This is a genomic window from Catellatospora sp. NPDC049111, assembly GCF_040648615.1.
GTDB lineage: Bacteria > Actinomycetota > Actinomycetes > Mycobacteriales > Micromonosporaceae > Catellatospora > Catellatospora aurea.
Genome location: NZ_JBEZEB010000043.1, coordinates 25,104 through 42,690 on the forward strand (window position 1 = coordinate 25,104; position 17,587 = coordinate 42,690).

Consider the following 17,587-nt stretch of genomic DNA (forward strand, 5'->3'; position numbering starts at 1 on the left):
ATGAGCGCTTTCGAATATGCGCCGGCGCCGGAGTCGCGCTCGATCGTGAAGTTGCAGCCCTCGTACGGGCTGTTCATCAACGGCGAGTTCGTCGACGGCGCGGGCAGCTTCAAGACCATCTCCCCCGCTTCCGAGGAGGTGCTGGCCGAGGTCGCCGAGGCCTCCACCGCCGACGTCGACCGGGCCGTCAAGGCCGCGCGGCGCGCGTACTCCGACGTGTGGGGCTCGATGCCGGGGCGGGAGCGGGCCAAGTACCTGTTCCGGATCGCGCGCATCATCGCCGAGCGCAGCCGTGAGCTGGCCGTGCTGGAGTCGCTGAACAACGGCAAGCCGATCAAGGAGTCCCGCGACGTGGACGTGCCGCTGGCCGCGGCGCACTTCTTCTACTACGCGGGCTGGGCCGACAAGCTGCCGTACGCAGGCTTCGGTGCGGACCCGCGCCCGCTGGGCGTGGCCGGGCAGGTCATCCCGTGGAACTTCCCGCTGCTCATGCTGGCCTGGAAGATCGCCCCGGCGCTGGCCGCGGGCAACACGGTGGTGCTCAAGCCCGCCGAGACGACCCCGCTGACGGCGCTGCTGTTCGCGGAGATCTGCCAGCAGGCCGAGCTGCCGCCGGGCGTGGTCAACATCGTCACCGGCGCGGGCGAGACCGGCGCGGCCGTGGTCAACCACCCGGATGTGGACAAGGTCGCCTTCACCGGCTCGACCGAGGTCGGCCGGATCATCGCCAAGGCCGTCGCCGGCACGAACAAGAAGGTCACCCTGGAGCTGGGCGGCAAGGCGGCGAACATCGTGTTCGACGACGCCGCGATCGACCAGGCCGTCGAGGGCATCGTCAACGGCATCTTCTTCAACCAGGGCCACGTCTGCTGCGCGGGCTCCCGGCTGCTGGTCCAGGAGTCCGTCGCGGACCAGCTGCTGGAGTCGCTCAAGCGGCGCATGGCCACCCTGCGCGTCGGCGACCCGCTGGACAAGAACACCGACGTCGGCGCGATCAACTCCGCCGAGCAGCTGTCCCGGATCAAGGCGCTGGCCGAGATCGGCTCCGCCGAGGGCGCGGAGCGCTGGTCGCCCGCGTGCGAGCTGCCCGAGCGCGGTTTCTGGTTCGCGCCGACCATCTTCACCGGCGTGTCCCAGGCGCACCGCATCGCCCGCGAGGAGATCTTCGGGCCGGTGCTGTCGGTGCTGACCTTCCGCACCCCGGGCGAGGCGGTCGAGAAGGCCAACAACACGCCGTACGGGCTGTCGGCCGGGGTCTGGAGCGAGAAGGGCTCCCGCATCCTCGCCATCGCCGACCAGCTGCGCGCAGGCGTGGTCTGGGCGAACACGTTCAACAAGTTCGACCCGACCTCGCCGTTCGGCGGTTACAAGGAATCGGGTTACGGCCGCGAGGGCGGCCGCCACGGGCTGGAGGCCTACCTTGCCGGCTAAGAAGAAGGAGTCGCAGGACTCCGTCGCCTCCGCCACCCGGGTCACCGCGGGCGCCACCGCCACCGCGCCGCGGCTGGCCGTACGCAAGACGTACAAGCTCTTCATCGGTGGTGCGTTCCCGCGCAGCGAGTCGGGCCGCACCTACGTCGTCGCCGACAGCAAGGGGCAGTTCGTGGCCAACGCCGCCCAGGCCTCCCGCAAGGACGCCCGCGACGCCGTGCTCGCCGCGCGGGCCGCGTTCGGCAAGTGGTCCGGCGCGACGGCGTACAACAAGGGCCAGGTGATCTACCGGATCGCCGAGATGCTGGAGGGCCGCCGCGACGAGTTCACCGCCCTGGAGGTGCCCGCGGCCGAGGTGGACGAGGCGATCGACCGGCTCGTCTGGTACGCGGGCTGGACCGACAAGCTGGCTCAGGTCGTCGGCGGGGCCAACCCGGTCGCCGGGCCGTACTTCAACCTCTCCTCGCCCGAGCCCAGCGGCGTCGTCGCGGTCGTCGCCCCGTCCGCGCCGACCTTGCTCGGCCTGGTCAGCGTCATCGCCCCGGCGATCGCCACCGGCAACACGGTCATCGTGATCACCGACGCCCCGCGCGTCGCGATCACCCTGGCCGAGGTCCTGGCCACCTCCGACGTTCCCGGCGGTGTGGTCAACATCCTCACCGGCTCGGCCGCCGAGGTCGCCCCCTGGCTGGCCTCGCACAGCGACGTCAACGGCCTCGACCTGACCGGCCTGGCCGACGCCAAACTGGCCCTGGAGCTGGAGCAGGCCGCCGCCGAGACCCTCAAGCGGGTACGCCGCCCGGCCGCCGCCCCGGACTGGTCCGCCGACCCCGGCCTGGCCCCCATGACCGCCTACCTCGAAACAAAGACGGTCTGGCACCCCAAGGGCCTCTGACGAAGGAAGGGCACCTTCCACAACGCATGCGTTGTGGAAGGTGCCCTTCCTTTCATTTCAGCACGCTGAGCTGGGCGTTCGCGGGCTCGACGCCCTGCGGGCGAGCGGTCGGCCACTCGGCCGTCGCGGCGGGCGTGCGGGGGTTCGTTAGGGTGGCCGACCATGAGCGGCCCACTTCCCGAATCCAGTCCCGTCGAGCACGTCGGGCGTAAGGCCCGCCGTCGGGCCGCCGCCATCGAGGCCGTGCGGTCGAGCGGCAACGGCTCCGGTTCGCGCTTCGGCTGGTTGTGGAGCCTGCTCGCGGTCCTCGGCATCGCCGCCGCGTTCGTCACCTACCTCGCCCTCGGCGGGTACGTCCGCTCTACCGTGCTCGGCTTCGCCTGCTACCTGTCGGGCTGCTCGGCCGCCGGCATGACCACGGCGGGCTGGCTGATCGTCGCCGCCCCGGCCGCGGTGATGCTCGTGACGGCACTGTTCTGGCGCGGGCTCGGCAGAGCCGGCCGGATCGGCCTCGGCAGCACCGCGGCCGTGGTCTACCTGGTCGTCATCACCTTCATCCCGGGCCGCCGGCGCGACCTGTCCGACCTGATCAAGGGACCGGGCAGCGACGCCGTCGCCGACGGCCTGCTGTGGACGCTGGGCGGGGTCGGGGCGGCGCTGCTGTTCATACTGGTCCTGGTGTTCGTCGCGAAGGCCGTCCCCGCCGTCGAGCGCCGGTACAACACCGTCGCGCTGGCCGGCGCGGTGGTGCTGGTGGTCGCCGCGCTGCCGGTCGCGATCGCCAAGAGCGACCCGACGTGGGTACGCGCCGGCGACGTGTTCCCCGCCGAGCTGGCCATGAACGGCGACCGGCTCGTGCGCGCCTCCGTCGGCGAGACGTCCGGCTGCGACGGGGTGCTGCCCGACGACGCGCTGCTCAACCGGCGTCTGTGCTACCTGACCGTGCACGCCTCGTACACCACCGACGACAGCGACGCGATCGCCACGCTCCGAGCGGTGCTGTACGCCGACGACGAGGCCGCCGACGAGGTGCGCGCCGGCCTGCCTCGCGGGATGACCCCGGCAGGCGTCACCGGCGAAGTCCGCACCGTGCTGTCCACCACGTACTCCTGGGTGCTGGTCGGCACGGCCGGGCACGCCGACGGCCGGCCGATCGCCGTGGACGAACGTCCCTGGGTGCTTTGGCCGCTGCGGCAGGTCAGCTACCACTTCATCGGCGTACAGGGTGGCCTGTTCATCGACCCCGACCCGGACGACGAGATCCGTCCCCGGACGCCCTGACCCTGCGATCCTGGGTCGGTGGAGGAGGTGCCGCATGGGTGAGGCGAGCAGGCTGCGGGCACGGGCCGCGGAGATCGCCGACGAGGTGCTGTTCCCGGCCGCCCTCGCGGTGGACGCCGCCGACCGCATCCCCGCGTCCCAACTGGACCTGCTGGCCGCCGAGGGCTTCTACGGCGTCGCCGCGCCGGCCGACGGGTCCGGCATGGACTTCCCGCTGGCGGCGGCGCTGGTGGAGACCTTCGCGAGTGGCTGCCTGACCACCGCGTTCGTCTGGCTGCAGCACCACGGCCCGATGCTGGCCGCGGCGCACAGCGAGCGGCCCGGCATCCGCGAGACCTGGCTGGAACCCCTGGCCAAGGGGGTACGGCGGGCCGGTATCGCGCTGGCCGGGCTGCGCAGCCGCACCGCACCGATGCGGGTGCGCGCCGTCGACGGCGGTTACCTGCTCGACGGGGCGGTGCCGTGGGTCACCGGCTGGAACATGATCGACACTCTGTACACCGCCGCCCGCGACGAGCACGACGACGTGCACTTCCTGTTCGTCGACGCGGCCGACGCGCCGACCCTCGCCACCACGCCGCTGGAGCTGGTCGCGGTGCAGGCGAGCCGGACCGTGGACGTTCGCTTCGACGGCCACTTCGTGCACGAGAACCGACTTGTCGACCTGCAGGCGTACGGGAAATGGTCGTCATCGGACGCGAGCGGCTCGGCGCTGAACGGCTTCCTCGCCCTCGGCGTGGTGAACCGGTGCTGCCGCCTGCTCGGCCCGAGCCCGCTCGACGCGGAACTGGCCGCCGCCCGCGCGGCATTGCTGGCAGCGGATGCGGCCGCGGTCCCTGCCGCCCGTGCGGCCGCCTCGGATCTGGCCCTGCGGGCGACGGCGCAACTGGCCGTGCGCACCGGCGCGCGTGCCGTGCTGCGCGCCGACCACGCCCAACGGCTGCTGCGTGAGGCAGCGTTCCTGCTGGTCTTCGGCAGCCGACCGGCAATCCGCGACGCCCTGCTGTCCCGCCTCGGCTGAACCCGAAATATTCCCGGTTCCGCTGCAACCCGCCGGTCACGGCGGCGTGTGGTTGGTGACGGAGCAGATCAGATCACCGGCTCCGTCGGCGACCGCACCAGCAGTCCTGATTGGTGCCGACCCCACGAGGGAGACCATGAACCTCCGCCATACCGCCCGCCGGGCGCTGCCCTGGGCCGCGTCCGCCGCACTCGTCGCCGCGATCGCCGTCTCCCCCACCGGAGCACAGGCCGCGACGGTCGTCACGGTGCCGACCGTGACCCGCAGCTACTACGGCGACTACCCGGTGGGACGCCTGGTGAGCTTCACCTTCCAGCGCGGTGCCGACGGCGAGGCGCCCGTACGGTTCAGCTACGACCTCAACGGCCAGGTCCGCACCGTGAAGGCGACCGGCGGCAAGGCCACGATCACCCTGGCGTTCACCGGCCGGCGGGTCAACGTGCTGCGGGTGTCGGCCATCGCCGCCGACGGCACACAGAGTGGGGCCACGTACGACATCATGGCCGCGATGACCCGCACCCCCGCACAGGACAAGGACGTCGACGGGGACATGCTGCCCGACCTGCTGCTGGCCGGCGGCAACGGCCGGCCCACCGGCATCTGGCAGGCGACGCTGCGCAATCCGGCGGCCTTCCCCGGGCAGCTCAAGACGCCGGCCGTCAACGTCGGCGCGTACGGCCTCGGCTACGGCGGCCCGGAGACCTCCGACGGCGCGACACTCGTCACCGGCAGCTTCCTGCACACCGGGTTCTCCGACGTGCTCGGCTACCACACCGGCGGCTTCAACGCCGGAGGCGGCGCACTGATCGGTGGCAGTGGCGACGGCTCGGTGCTCGACACTCGGATCGGCCAGCGCAACCTCTACAGCGGCTACCTCTCGGACCTCAATGGCGACAACCCGCTCCAGCTCGCCAACGCGTACAACGCCGCCGGCGCCGACGTCGACGGCCACCACACCGACGATCTGATCGCCACGGTCGGCAGCCCGGCGAACGGATACCACCTGCACTACTACGTCGGCAGTTACGCCGTCGCCGTGGGGCCGCAGCTCGCGCTCACCACGAAGACGCCCGCCGACGACATGGCCTGGCAGGACTGGACCATCGCCACGGCGCAGCAGCCGACCGCCGACGGCAGCCCCGGCACCGCGATGTACCTGTGGCACCGTGCCAGCGGCCGACTGGTGCTGTGGAAGGACATCCGCGTCACCGACCACCAGGACGGCACCGGCTCGATCACCCACACCGCTTACGAGGTCGCCGTCTTTTGGAACACCGGTGCCGACCTGGCCGCGCTGGTGGCGGCCGACTTCACCGGTGACGGTTCGCCCGACCTCTGGGCGGTGCGGCAGGACGGCAAGGTGACCGCGTACGCGATCACCGGCCTCACCGCCGCCGGCCCGGCGACGGTGACTCCCGGACCGCAGCAGAGCCTCTTCTAGACCATCGTGTACGGGGGGCGGGGGGCCGCCGAGCTGCGGTCCCCCGCATACATGATCTACTCTCGCGACCCTTGTCGCCGACCGGAGCCCGCCTGTGCCGCCACCAGATGACTTTGCGGAGTTCTACGCCGCGACGTTCCGTCCGCTGACCGCACAGCTGCATGCGTACACCGGGAATCACGCCGAAGCCCAGGACATGGTGCAGGAGGCGTTCTGCCGCGCCTACAGCCACTGGGGAAAGATCTCGGGCTATGACGACCCGGCCGCCTGGGTGCGCCGGGTCGCGTGGAACATGGCGATCAGCCGTTGGCGGCGCACCCGGCGCTTCCTCAACTTCCACCGGGACCTCGCGCCCGAACCGCTCGCCGGACCGAACGGCAACCGGATCGACCTCGCCCACGCGCTCGCACAACTGCCGCCCCAGCAGCGGCAGGCGGTCGTGTTGCACTACCTCGCTGACCTGCCGGTCCGGGACGTGGCGGAGTTCATGGGCGCGGCCGAGGGCACCGTCAAATCCTGGCTCCACCGCGCCCGCACCGCGCTCGGCGTCCAGTTGGGGCTCGACGAGCAGGAGGTGAACCATGCCTGACCGCGACTCCTTGGGCGAGGCGTTCACCGGCTTCCGCAGCGCTTCGTACGACCGGACCGTGCCGCCTGGCGTCGATCAGGTGCAGCGGACGGTGACCGGCCGCCGTCGCCGACGCGCCGTGGCCACCACGTTGACCGCAGCCGTCTGCGCGGCTCTGGCGCTGTGGCTGCCCGACTGGCGTGCCACACCGCCGCCGCCCGCGCACCCCTCGCCGAGCGCCTCACCGAGCCTCGAGTCCGCGCCGAGCATGTCCGCCCCGCCGACCGCGAGCCCGTCCACGAGCACGAGCACGAGCCCGCAGGCCGCAGGTTCCGGACCCGGCGGCACCACGACGGACTGCAAGAACTGGCTGTTCTTCTGGAGCACCGACAACGACCGCTGGGAGATCGAGCCCGAAGTCCTGCGCGACTGCCCCGGAGTCAGAGTCACCATGGTCATGGTCACCTACCACTGGAGCGCCACGGCGCAGAAGCTGGTGCGATACCGCGCGACCACCTACACGATGACCGCGGCGAAGCCCTCGTTGCGACTGCCGTCGCCGGCGCTGCCGCCCGATCGCGAGACATGCGGCTGGCTCGCCTTCATGCTCACCGGCACCGCCACGACGTCGACGATTCCCAACGCGTGGGTCGGCGACGGCATCGACGGCGTCGTCTGGCAGGAGTACTGGGAGCGCCGGGGCAGCCGGGCCCTGTGGATGGATTGGCACGGCATTCTCTCCGACGCGGCGATGCGCAGCGGACCCTGCGGAACGCCGGCCTCTGCCACTCCGCCCGCCGCGCCCGCCACCTGATCCGGACTCTTCGGCGGCACAGGTAAACACGGCGGCCCCGCTGCGACGTCTTAGCCGCGAGACCACCGCTCACCGGCTGAGGAGACCCCCGTGCACCCGGAGTTCGAGGATTACGTCCGCGCCCGTTCCGGGCCGCTGGTCGGCTTCGCCTACCTGCTCTGCCGCGACCGGCACCTCGCCGAGGACCTCGTGCAGGAGGTGCTGGCCAAGGCGTACCACCGCTGGGACCGCATCGAGGCGGACAACCCGGACGCCTACCTGCGCAAGGCCGTGGTGTGGGCGCACTCCTCCTGGTGGCGACGGCTGTCGCACCGGGAGCGTCCACTGGAGACGACCCCCGACGCCGCGGGCGACGACGACTTCGTGCAGCGGCACGCGGTGCGCGACGAGCTGTGGGCGCTGCTGGGCACGCTGCCCCGCCGCCAGCGCACGGTGCTCGTGCTGCGCTTCTTCGAGGACCTCGACGACGAGCGCATCGCCGAGCTGATGGACTGCTCGCCCGCCACCGTGCGGGTGCACGCGCACCGCGGGCTGGCCGCGCTGCGGACCCGGCTGGCCAATCCGGCACCGGTGCCGGCGGGCGAGCGGGCCTTCCCCGCGGTGCCGGTCGAGTCGGTGCGGCGGCGGGCGGTCGGCGGGCAGCGGCGGCGGCAGGCCGGACTGGCCGTGGCGGCGGCCGCCGTGATCGTCGCGCTGATCATGCTGGTGCCCGGTTGGCGGAGCACGCCGCCGCCGGTGACCACCCCCACCCCGACGCCGTCGGCGAGCCCGTCGCCGTCGTCGGCAGCCCCGTCGGTGCTGGTGCCGGTGGGGTCCGGCGGCGAGTTGCCGTCGTTCCCGTACAAGCCGGGCTGGATGCCGGCCAAGGTCGGTCCGCTGGAGGTGACCATCGCGATGGACATGACAGGGCTGGAGAGCATCGGCCGCCCTGGCTACGTGCTCCTCTACGCCGGGCCGTCGCCGTATGACTGGGACTGGGAGGCCGCGCAGACGCGCACCGTCCAGGTGAACGGGGTCAACGCGACCCTGCGCACCGGAACGCTGGAGGACGCGCCGGCGGTCGGCCTGACCTGGCGGCGGGACGGCCGCTGGGTGACCGTGCAGAGCTTCGGCGGGCTGCTGACCGTGGCGGAGGTGGAGCGGATCGCCCGCGAACTGCGGCTCGGCAAGGTCACCGCCACGCCACGGATCACCTACTCGCTGGCGCCCCCCGGGTTCGAGGTGAACAGCCTGGGCGCGCAGCACCTGTGCCTGAGCCGGGAGCCCCGGCTGCGCCCGGCTGATCCGGTGGGTATCTGCGTGCACGTCGGCACCGACACGAGCATGGTCGGCCCGGAGAGCTCCCTGCTGGTCGGCGGGCGTCCGGCCCGGGTGCAGCGGGACGACCCGGCCCGGCCGCCGACGGCCCTGTGGATCCGGCTGGACGAGCAACGGGTGCTGTGGGTGGAGCCGAACGAAGCCGATCTCAGCGAGGCGGACCTGATCCGGTTCGCCGAGAGCGTCACGGTGGCCGGGCCTGCGGGGCAGTGACCCACGCCATCGGGCACGATGGACAGCGTGGCGCGCCCGTTCGATCCCCGTCTGCTCCGGCAGGTCCCGTCCACCCGGCGTGACGTGGTCCTGCTGGCGGTGCTCGGGGCGGCCGTCGCCGTCGCCGTCGTGACCGCGGCCGTCGCGCTCGCCCGGGCGCTGGCCGCCGCGGTGGACCTGCGCCTCGATCCCGGCGCGATCACCGTCTTCCTGCTGGCGCTGACCGCCCGGGCCGCGCTCACCAGCGGCCTGGGCGTGGTCGCCGCGCGGATGGCGGCCACGAGCAAGGCACACCTGCGCGCCGACCTGCTCGCCGCGGTCGGCCGGCGCGGGCCGGGCTGGCTGGCCGGGCAGCGGGCGGGCGAGCTGGCCACGCTAACCGGCCGGGGGCTGGACGCGCTGGACGGCTACTTCACCGGATACCTGCCGCAGCTCGTGCTGGGCGTGACCGTGCCGATCGGGGTGCTGGCCACCCTCGCCTTCACCGACCTCGCCTCGGCGGTGATCGTCCTGGTCACCCTGCCGCTCATCCCGATCTTCGGCATCCTGGTCGGCTGGCAGACCCGCAACGCCACCGAACGGCAGTGGCGGCGGCTGCGGATGCTCGGCGGGCACTTCCTGGACATGCTGTCCGGGCTGCCCACGCTGAAGGCGTTCGGCCGGGCCCGCGCGCAGGTCGGCGCAGTGCGGGAGATGGCCGACCGGCACCGCACGGCGACCATGCGCACGCTGCGCATCGCCTTCCTGTCCGCGCTGGTGCTGGAGCTGGTGGGCACGATCTCGGTCGCGCTGGTCGCGGTGCCGGTGGGCCTGCGGCTGCTGGGCGGCGGGATGACGCTGGCCGCCGCGTTCACCGTGCTGCTGCTGACCCCGGAGGCGTACGCTCCGCTGCGCGCCGCGGGCACCAAGTTCCACGCGAGCATGGAGGGCCTGACCGCGCTGGACCAGGCGTTCACCCTGCTCGCCGCCGCCGACGGCGACACCGCGGGGGGCACGCGCACCGCGCCGCGCCCCGGCGTGATCGAGCTGCGGGGGGTGACCGTCGCGTACGAGCGCACCACCGCGCTGCGCGACGTCGACCTCACCATCCGCCCCGGCGAGCGCATCGCCCTGGTCGGCCCGAGCGGCGGCGGCAAGAGCACCCTGCTCAACCTGCTGCTCGGCTTCACCGTGCCGACCTCGGGCCGGGTCCTGGTGGACGGCGCGGACCTCGCCGAACTCGACCTCGACGGCTGGCGGCGGCAGCTCGGCTGGGTGCCGCAGCGGGCCCACCTGTTCGCCGACTCGCTCGCCGCCAACATCGCCCTCGGCACGCCGGACGCCCCCCGGGAGCGCATCGCGCGGGCCGCCTGCGCCGCGGCGCTGGGCCCGGTGGTCGACGCCCTGCCGCAGGGCCTGGACACCGTGCTCGGCGAGCGCGGCCACGGCCTGTCCAGCGGCGAACGCCAGCGGCTCGCGCTGGCCCGCGCGTTCCTGCGCGACGCGCCCCTGCTGCTGCTCGACGAGCCGACCGCCCGGCTCGACGCCGCCAGCGAGCAGGCGGTCGTCGAATCCACCCTGTCCCTGATCGAGGGGCGCACCGCCCTGCTGGTCGCGCACCGCCCCGCCCTGCTCGCCGCCGCGACCCGTGTGGTCCGCATCGACCACGGCACCCTCCACGAACTGGTGACCGCATGAGCGAGCGGAGCGTCTCTGCGATGCGGCGGGTGCTCGCGTTCGCGTACCCGCTGCGGTGGCGGTTCGTCGGCGCCGGGCTGCTGGCGGCCGGGACCGAGGCGGCCGGCCTGGGGTTGATGGCCGCGGCGACGTGGCTGCTGGCGACGGCCGCCGGGCAGCCCCCGCTGATCACGCTGTCGATCGCGATCGTGCTGGTCCGGGCCCTGGCCATCGGCCGCGGCGTGCTGCGGTACGTGGAGCGCCTGGCGAGCCACGACGCCGTGCTGCGCATGGTCACCGAGGTCCGTGCCCGCATCTTCGCGGCCCTGGTCGACCGGCCGCCGGCCCGCCGGGCGGACGCGCTCAGCCGGATGGTCTCCGACGTCGACGCCGTGCAGGACCTGGTGATCCGGGTGCTGCTGCCGATGGCCGCCGCGGGCCTGGTCGCCGTCGCCGCGGTCGGCACGGCCCTGCTCGCCGATCCCGCCGTCGCCCTGGTGCTGCTGGCCGGCCTGCTGGTCACCGGTTTGGCGCTGCCGCTGCTGGCCGCCCGGCTGGCCCGGCACGGGGCGGCCCGGCTCGCCCCGCTGCGCGCCGCGTACGCGGTGGACACCGTGGACCTGGTGCACGGCGCGGCCGACCTCGCCGCCTTCGGCGCCCGCCCCGGGTACGAGGCCCGCGGCGCGGCGCACGCCGCGGAGCTGGCCCGGGTGGAACGTGCCCTGGCCCGGCGCTCGTTCGCGGTGGACGCCGCGGCGACCGCACTCGGCGGGGTGACCGCGATGGCGGTGATGGTCACCGGGCTGTCCCGCGGCCTGCCCGGGGTGTGGCTCGCGGTGCTGGCCGTCGCCACCCTGGCCGCCGGGGAACTGGCGCTGTCTCTGCTGGCCGCCGCGCGCAAGGGCGCCGAGATCCAGGGCAGCCTGCGCCGGGTCGCCGAGGTGCTGGGCGAGTTCGTCGAGACGGCGTCCGGCGGGCTGGCGGTCCCGGACGGTTCCGTACACCTGCGGCTGCGCGGCGCGGGGGTGCGTTACCGCCCCGACGCCGCACCGGCGCTGCACGACATCGACCTCGACCTGCCGCCCGGCCGCCGGGTCGCGATCGTCGGCCCGTCCGGTGCGGGCAAGAGCACCCTGCTCGCCCTGCTCACCGGCACGATGTCACCCGACACGGGCAGCGCGGTCACCGAACCGGCCGGCACGCCCATCGCGGCCCACGACCGGGAGCGGTGGCCCGCCGCGGTGACCGGGCTGCTGGCCGACGCGCACCTGTTCCACGCCTCAGTCCGCGACAACCTGCTGCTGGCCCGCCCCGAGGCGACCGACGAGGAGCTGCTCGCCGCCTGCCGGACCGCCGGGCTGGCGGACTGGGTGGCCGAGCACGGCCTGGACGTACGCGTCGGCGAGGACGGCGCGGAGCTGTCCGGCGGCCAGCGCCAGCGGCTCGCGCTGGCCCGCGCGGTGCTGGCCGATCCGCAGGTGCTGCTGCTCGACGAGCCGACCGAGGGCCTGGATTCCGCGCAGGCCGACGCGGTCCTCGCGGCCGTGCTGGCGCATCGCGGGAGCCGCTCGGTGGTGCTGGTGACCCACCGGCTGACCGGTCTGGACGCGTTCGACGAGGTCCTGGTGTTGGACGGCGGGCGCGTGAAGGAGCGCGGGACGCAGGGTTGGGTGCGGGCGCACGGGGGCTGACCCGAACCACTAGGGTGTGCGGAGAGTCACCGACCCGGCAGAGGTCGGCAGCTGAACGGCGGAGGTCAGCAGTGGCAAGCACGCTCTGGGACGAGTACCAGGTCTCGCCGGTCGAGGTGGCCCTGCCAGGCGGCAAGGTCGGACTGACGCTGCGGGCGTACCGGCCCGCGAGTGAGCTGACCCCGACCGACATCGCCGACCGCGAGGACGACGACGCGATCTTCTCCGGCCGCACCGGCCGCCCGATGGGCGTCGCCGACGACGAGGAGCTGCCCGAGTTCGAGTGGACCAAGGAGGCCCTCGACGAGGTCGCCGCCGGTCCCGCCGAGGACGAGGTCGCCGAGCGCGCCGTGGAGGCGGACGAGGCCGCCGAGGAAGCGGACGAGGACGAGGAGGCCGAGGCGGTCTCCGACGAGGAAGTTCCCATGTTCCTCTCGCACAAGGGTCGCCTGCTGCTGTTCCTGTCCGCGAAGGGCCTGGCCGACTTCGTGCGCTCCGGCGCCCCGCACGACCTCAAGCAGCTCGAAGGCTGGTCGAAGCTGGCCAAGTCGGTCAAGGCCACCGACGTGGTCGCGGGCGAGGACGACGCGTACGAACTGGACCTGGTCGTGGAGAACCTGCGCGGCGGCCCGGACGCCTGGGATGCCGAGCTGGTCCTGCGCGCTGGGGAGTTCGCCAGGGACGTGAGCTACGCTCTTCGCCTCAAGCCCGTTTTGGTGGCGCTCTCCCCCGGCTCCCCGCTCGACGACCTCGACGAGGCGCTGCGCGCCTCGGAAGAGGGTGGACTCGGTGCTTTCTTCGCGAAGCGCAAGCTGAAGAAAATCGGGGCAGAGCAGGCATCCATCGGGTGGCGCTCGATTATTGGCAAGATCTCTGGCGCTGTGGACTGGCGCGACTGACCCCTAACCAGGGAACATCAGTCTTTGGCACACGAGGGGTCCGGGAGGAGGACGAGTCCGTGGCGCTCGTGCGGGTGTACTGCGGTATCGCGTCGACAGCTCCGGAGGTCGACGCGGGGGACAACCTTGCGGCGGCCCTGAACCGGCTGACCGTCGCCGTTGTCGACGACTCCGGCAGGCTGCTGGAGTTCTGCGTCATCAACGACGATCCGACCGGCTACGCGCTGGTGACGTCGCTGCTGGCGGAGAGGTTCGGCGGCTCGGCGATGGTCATGGTGGCCGCGGACAGCGACGACCAGCAGGTCATCTCGCTGCTCGCCGCGTCCGGCCGGGCGATCGCTTACACCGACGACGAGTCCGCCGACGACTTCGCCGACCGGTTCGCCGACGACGAGTCCCTCGACGAGGTCAACTCCTCCCCTGACGAGCGCCGCGCCGTCGGGCTCGCCCGCGCCCTGCAGGCCGGTGTGCTGTCCGCAGTGGTCGGTCCCGCCCCCCGCGAGTTCGTCGCCTTCAAGCCGGTGCTGGCCGGGCACGCGGCGCTGGCCGTCGGCCGGCACGCCGCCGCGGTGGCCCTGCGCGAGGTGCTGCGCGAGCTGTACCCGGCCGCCCTGCGCGCCTACCCCGATCCCGCCGCCCCGGTCGCCCTGGCCGTGCTGGAGGCGCTGCCCGAGCCGGGCATGCTGGCCGGCCAGTCGGGCTCCCGCAACCGTGACACCGGTGCGACCGCCGAGACCGTCGCCGCCCGGCTCGTCGCCGACGGCGTCTGCGACAGCGGGACTGCGCTGGAGGCGGTCACCGCGCTGCGCGTCGCGATCGCCGAGACCCGCCGCAGCGGCGTCGGCAAGCAGCTGACGGCCGCCGTGGCCGAATCCGTGCGGCACAGTGTGGCCGCCGTGCGCTCGTTCGACGCCGCCGGCCTGGCCCTGATCGACACCCTCGCCGACCGGATGGCCCCCCTGCCGGCCGCCGCGGGCACCCAGCCCGCCGTCCGGCGGACCGGGGTCGCGGTCACCTCCGCGCCGCCCGCGATGGCCGCCGCCACCGGGGCCCGCCGCCGCGTGCAGCCGACCGCCGTCACCGCCGCACCGGCGCAGCCGCGCCCCGTGCAGGCGCCACCGACCGCGCCCGAGCCGGTGTCCGCCACCCCGCTGGCCCCGCCGCCCGTGGAGCGACCCGCGTGGGCGCCCTCCATGCCGCCCGTGCCGCCCGGTTTCGAGCCGACCCCGATCACGGGTACCCCGATCGTCGCCACGCCCGCTGCGGCGCGCCAGGAGGCCCCTGCCGCGCCCACCCGGCAGACGCCCACCCCGATCCCGTCGCGCCAGACGCCGATCCCGGCTCAGCGCACCTCGCGAGCGCCGGCCGACGCGAACAAGCCGTTCGTGCCGACCCTGACCAACGCGGCCATCAGCAGCGAGCGCGCCGCACGCGGGTTCAACCAGGCCCCGTCGGCCGACCTGCCCGACGAGACGCTGGAGCAGGGGCACCTGGGCTACCAGCAGCCCGCCGCCGACCTGGCGGACAGTGCGCCGCGCGGATACCAGCAGCCCGCCGAGCCGCTGAACGACGCGCCCCGCGGCTACCAGCAGCACCCCGAGTCGCCGAACGACGCGCCCCGCGGCTACCAGGCGCACGCCGACGAGCCGCAGCGCGGATACCAGCAGCCCGCTGCCGACATGCCGGCCGAGCGCGCCCCGCGCGGCGGATACCAGCAGCCGGCCGAGCCGGTGAACGACCGCGCCCCACGCGGTGGTTACCAGCCGCCGTCCCGCGACGACGACCGCGCCCCGCGCGGCTACCAGCCGTCGGCCGCCGAACGGCTCGCCAACGAGCTGGCCGAGCGTGCCCGCAGCGGTTTCCAGCAGGACAACCTGCGCGACACCGGGGAGCGCCCGCGCTACAACGGGCCGTCGGCGACCGACGTGCCGAGCGACCTCACCCGGATGCCGGCCGACCCGCTGGGCATGCCGCCGCAGCCGCCCGCGGCCCCGGCCGGTTCGCGCGCCAACTGGCCGCTGAACCCGGAGCCGGAGGAGCCCGCACGGCCCGCCGACGGGCGGATCACGCCGCCGTGGCTGGACGACGACCTGGTGCTGCCCGAGTCTCCGGCGCTGCGCGTGGTGGACGAGCCCGCCCGGCGCAACGGCCGCGGTGGTCGCGACGAGCCCCCGCTGCGCCTGGTCGACGACAGCGCGCTGACCGGGGCACGCCCCAAGCCGCGCCGCACCGAGCGGGCCTCCAGCCCGGCCGCCGGCGAGGACGACGACCTGCTGATCTTCGCTTCGGTCTCCTCGGCCTGGTTCAGCGGACCGAGCAGCGACACAGAGACCACCTGGAACTCGACGATGGACAGCGGCTGGCGGGCCGCCGAGCAGGCCGCGCGGCCGCAGGTCGGCGTCGACACCACGGCCGGTCTGCCGCGCCGCGTCCCGCAGGCCAACCTGGTGCCCGGTTCCACGCCGGAGCGCGAGGAGCGCCCGCTGCGCATAGTCCGCGACGCCGCCGGCATCGCCGCGCACACCAGCAACTACTTCCGTGGCTGGCGGCGCGGCAACCAGGAACTCGGCGGCGGCCCCGGCCAGGGCGGCTTCGCCGTCGGCGGCCGTCCGGGCCGCGAGTCGGCCAACGGCTGGGACTTCACCCGCGAGCAGGACTCCCGCGACGACCGGGACGACTACAACTACCGCGCGGCCAACTACCGCTGACCCGGCGGCTTGGCGAAGATCGCCGTTTCGGGGCAGGATCCGCGGCGCGACCGCAGATTCCGACCGCAACCGGCGATCTTCGCCGTACACGGCGACGGTTCGGGCCGCGGTGGTCACGCAGCGTCATGGTGTGTTTCTGGCCATAGCCGCTGAGCTTGACCTTCGCGCCGGCGGGCCAGCACGATACGTGTGCGGCAGTGGCTCACGCCACTGTCCACGCACCCCTGCACCACGGAAAGGCACGTCATGAACAGCGCCAAAGGTGGACTGACCCGACGCAGCGCCCTCACCGGCGGACTCGGACTGGCCGCCGGAGCGCTGCTGGCTGCCTGCTCCGAGCCCGACGCGACCGCCGCCGGTGCCACCGGGGAACTCGTGCTCGGCGTCAACCTGGAGCTCACCGGCACCGGGTCGACCTTCGGCAAGCTGCAGGAGCAGGCCCTGAAGGTCGGCGCCGACGAGATCAACTCGGTCGGCATCCCGTACGGCGAGGGCCGCCTCTACCTCCGGCTGGTCGTCAAAGACAACGGCGGCACCGCGGCGACCGCGATGCAGCACGCCAAGGACCTCATCGAGCAGGACCGGGTCAGCGCGATCATCGGCGGCGCGACCGTCGAGACGGCCCGCGCGATCATCTCGGTGTGCGAGCCGGGCAAGGTCCCGTTCCTGTGCCTCAACAGCGGTGACGACATGACCGTGCCGCTGCCCAACCGCAAGTTCGTCTACCAGCTCGGCCCGAACGCCTCGGACGTCGCCGCCGTCATGGGCCGCGAGATCCGCAAGCTCGGCCTGGAGAAGGTCGCCGTGCTGGCGACCACGGACGGGCACGGCGACGCCGGTGTGCGCGCACTCCCCCGGGCCATGCTCGCCAGCGGGCACGAGATCGTCGACACGGTCCGCCTGCCCCGGTCCGGCCGGGCCTACGGCAGCGCCGCCGCGCGGATCGCCGACGCGGACGCCGAAGCGGTCATCGTCTGGGCGCAGGCTCCGGTGAGCGCCGCCGCGGTCGCCGCGCTGCGCTCCGCCGGCTACACCGGCAAGGTGTTCCTCGACGCCGGCGCGGGCGCGGACGAGACCCTCAACGGCCCGAACAGGCGCGCGATGGAGGGTGCCTACGTCGTGCACCCCGCCGTGCTCGCCGGGGCCCCCACGGTGGCCACCACGCCCTCCGGACGGGCCCAGCGCACGTTCATCTACCGCTACATCCAGCAGTACGGCTCGTTCACCGGCTTCGCCCCGTACGGTGCGGACGCGCTGACGCTGATGGCCACCGCCGCCCGGCGTGCCGTCAGCACCGATCCGCAGCGCTTGCGCGGCCGCCTCGAAGGCGGCCCCATCGAGGGCGTCAGCGGCGCCTACGCCTTCCAGCCCATCTCCCACGGCGGCCTCGAAGCCGACGCCCTGGCCCCCTTCATCGTCCGCCAAAACGCCTGGGTCCGCCTCAGCTGACGCCCCGCGCCCCTTCCTTCTGGACCAGCTTTTATAGAGTCGCGCCCTCAGACAGTGTCTGAGGGCGCCCCATCCGCGCGGCCCCCCCCCCGACTCTTTAAAAGTTGCGGCGCGGGAGGGGCCGGCGGGCCGGGCCGGGGGCCGGCGAAGGCGGCGGGGACAGCACTTCAGGCCCGCTGTCCGGTGGGGACAGCGGGCCTGAA

Annotated in this window: 13 protein-coding genes; all 13 read left to right on the forward strand. The window is 73.6% G+C overall.

Annotated features, from left to right (window positions below; genetic code table 11):
* The 13 genes from AB0B66_RS35830 (at position 1) to AB0B66_RS35890 (ending at position 17,384) form a co-directional block, all read left to right on the forward strand.
* Positions 1-1,431 (forward strand): aldehyde dehydrogenase family protein, encoded by a 1,431-nt coding sequence (locus AB0B66_RS35830; RefSeq protein WP_360538460.1) that lies wholly within the window; start codon positions 1-3, stop codon positions 1,429-1,431.
* Between the two features lie 73 nt (positions 1,432-1,504).
* Positions 1,505-2,326: an aldehyde dehydrogenase family protein gene (locus tag AB0B66_RS35835; protein ID WP_360538533.1), complete on the forward strand. Its 822-nt coding sequence runs from the start codon at positions 1,505-1,507 to the stop codon at positions 2,324-2,326.
* Between the two features lie 162 nt (positions 2,327-2,488).
* Positions 2,489-3,607 (forward strand): hypothetical protein, encoded by a 1,119-nt coding sequence (locus tag AB0B66_RS35840; RefSeq protein WP_360538462.1) that lies wholly within the window; start codon positions 2,489-2,491, stop codon positions 3,605-3,607.
* Between the two features lie 34 nt (positions 3,608-3,641).
* On the forward strand, positions 3,642-4,628 hold the full coding sequence (locus AB0B66_RS35845) for an acyl-CoA dehydrogenase family protein (RefSeq protein WP_360538464.1): 987 nt from the start codon (positions 3,642-3,644) through the stop codon (positions 4,626-4,628).
* A 136-nt stretch (positions 4,629-4,764) separates the two neighbouring features.
* A complete protein-coding gene (locus AB0B66_RS35850) occupies positions 4,765-6,069 on the forward strand; it encodes a hypothetical protein (RefSeq protein WP_360538466.1) in 1,305 nt (434 codons plus the stop codon).
* A 94-nt stretch (positions 6,070-6,163) separates the two neighbouring features.
* Positions 6,164-6,658, forward strand: a complete 495-nt coding sequence (locus AB0B66_RS35855; RefSeq protein WP_360538468.1) for a SigE family RNA polymerase sigma factor — start codon at positions 6,164-6,166, stop codon at positions 6,656-6,658.
* Positions 6,651-7,451: a hypothetical protein gene (locus tag AB0B66_RS35860; protein ID WP_360538470.1), complete on the forward strand. Its 801-nt coding sequence runs from the start codon at positions 6,651-6,653 to the stop codon at positions 7,449-7,451. Before AB0B66_RS35855 ends, AB0B66_RS35860 begins: the two co-directional genes overlap by 8 nt.
* Positions 7,452-7,541: 90 nt before the next feature.
* A complete protein-coding gene (locus AB0B66_RS35865) occupies positions 7,542-8,981 on the forward strand; it encodes a SigE family RNA polymerase sigma factor (protein ID WP_360538472.1) in 1,440 nt (479 codons plus the stop codon).
* An 18-nt stretch (positions 8,982-8,999) separates the two neighbouring features.
* On the forward strand, positions 9,000-10,658 hold the full coding sequence (cydD, locus tag AB0B66_RS35870) for a thiol reductant ABC exporter subunit CydD (protein ID WP_360538474.1): 1,659 nt from the start codon (positions 9,000-9,002) through the stop codon (positions 10,656-10,658).
* Positions 10,655-12,328 carry a thiol reductant ABC exporter subunit CydC gene (gene cydC / locus AB0B66_RS35875; protein ID WP_360538476.1) on the forward strand — a complete coding sequence of 558 codons (1,674 nt, stop codon included), beginning with the start codon at positions 10,655-10,657 and terminating at the stop codon, positions 12,326-12,328. The genes cydD and cydC overlap by 4 nt, the downstream gene beginning before the upstream one ends.
* 71 nt (positions 12,329-12,399) lie before the next feature.
* Positions 12,400-13,227: a DNA primase gene (locus AB0B66_RS35880; RefSeq protein ID WP_360538478.1), complete on the forward strand. Its 828-nt coding sequence runs from the start codon at positions 12,400-12,402 to the stop codon at positions 13,225-13,227.
* Between the two features lie 59 nt (positions 13,228-13,286).
* Positions 13,287-15,935, forward strand: a complete 2,649-nt coding sequence (locus tag AB0B66_RS35885) for a transposase (RefSeq protein WP_360538480.1) — start codon at positions 13,287-13,289, stop codon at positions 15,933-15,935.
* 246 nt (positions 15,936-16,181) lie between these two features.
* Positions 16,182-17,384 carry an ABC transporter substrate-binding protein gene (locus tag AB0B66_RS35890; protein WP_360538482.1) on the forward strand — a complete coding sequence of 401 codons (1,203 nt, stop codon included), beginning with the start codon at positions 16,182-16,184 and terminating at the stop codon, positions 17,382-17,384.
* Positions 17,385-17,587 lie beyond the last annotated feature (203 nt).

Excerpts from the sequence above, each read along its gene's own strand:
- AB0B66_RS35850 (WP_360538466.1), top strand. The coding sequence starts at position 4,765 with ATGAACCTCCGCCATACCGCCCGCCGGGCGCTGCCCTGGGCCGCGTCC.
- cydC (WP_360538476.1), top strand. The coding sequence starts at position 10,655 with ATGAGCGAGCGGAGCGTCTCTGCGATGCGGCGGGTGCTCGCGTTCGCG.
- AB0B66_RS35860 (WP_360538470.1), top strand. The coding sequence starts at position 6,651 with ATGCCTGACCGCGACTCCTTGGGCGAGGCGTTCACCGGCTTCCGCAGC.
- AB0B66_RS35845 (WP_360538464.1), top strand. The coding sequence starts at position 3,642 with ATGGGTGAGGCGAGCAGGCTGCGGGCACGGGCCGCGGAGATCGCCGAC.
- AB0B66_RS35840 (WP_360538462.1), top strand. The coding sequence starts at position 2,489 with ATGAGCGGCCCACTTCCCGAATCCAGTCCCGTCGAGCACGTCGGGCGT.
- AB0B66_RS35830 (WP_360538460.1), top strand. The coding sequence starts at position 1 with ATGAGCGCTTTCGAATATGCGCCGGCGCCGGAGTCGCGCTCGATCGTG.
- AB0B66_RS35890 (WP_360538482.1), top strand. The coding sequence starts at position 16,182 with ATGAACAGCGCCAAAGGTGGACTGACCCGACGCAGCGCCCTCACCGGC.
- cydD (WP_360538474.1), top strand. The coding sequence starts at position 9,000 with ATGGACAGCGTGGCGCGCCCGTTCGATCCCCGTCTGCTCCGGCAGGTC.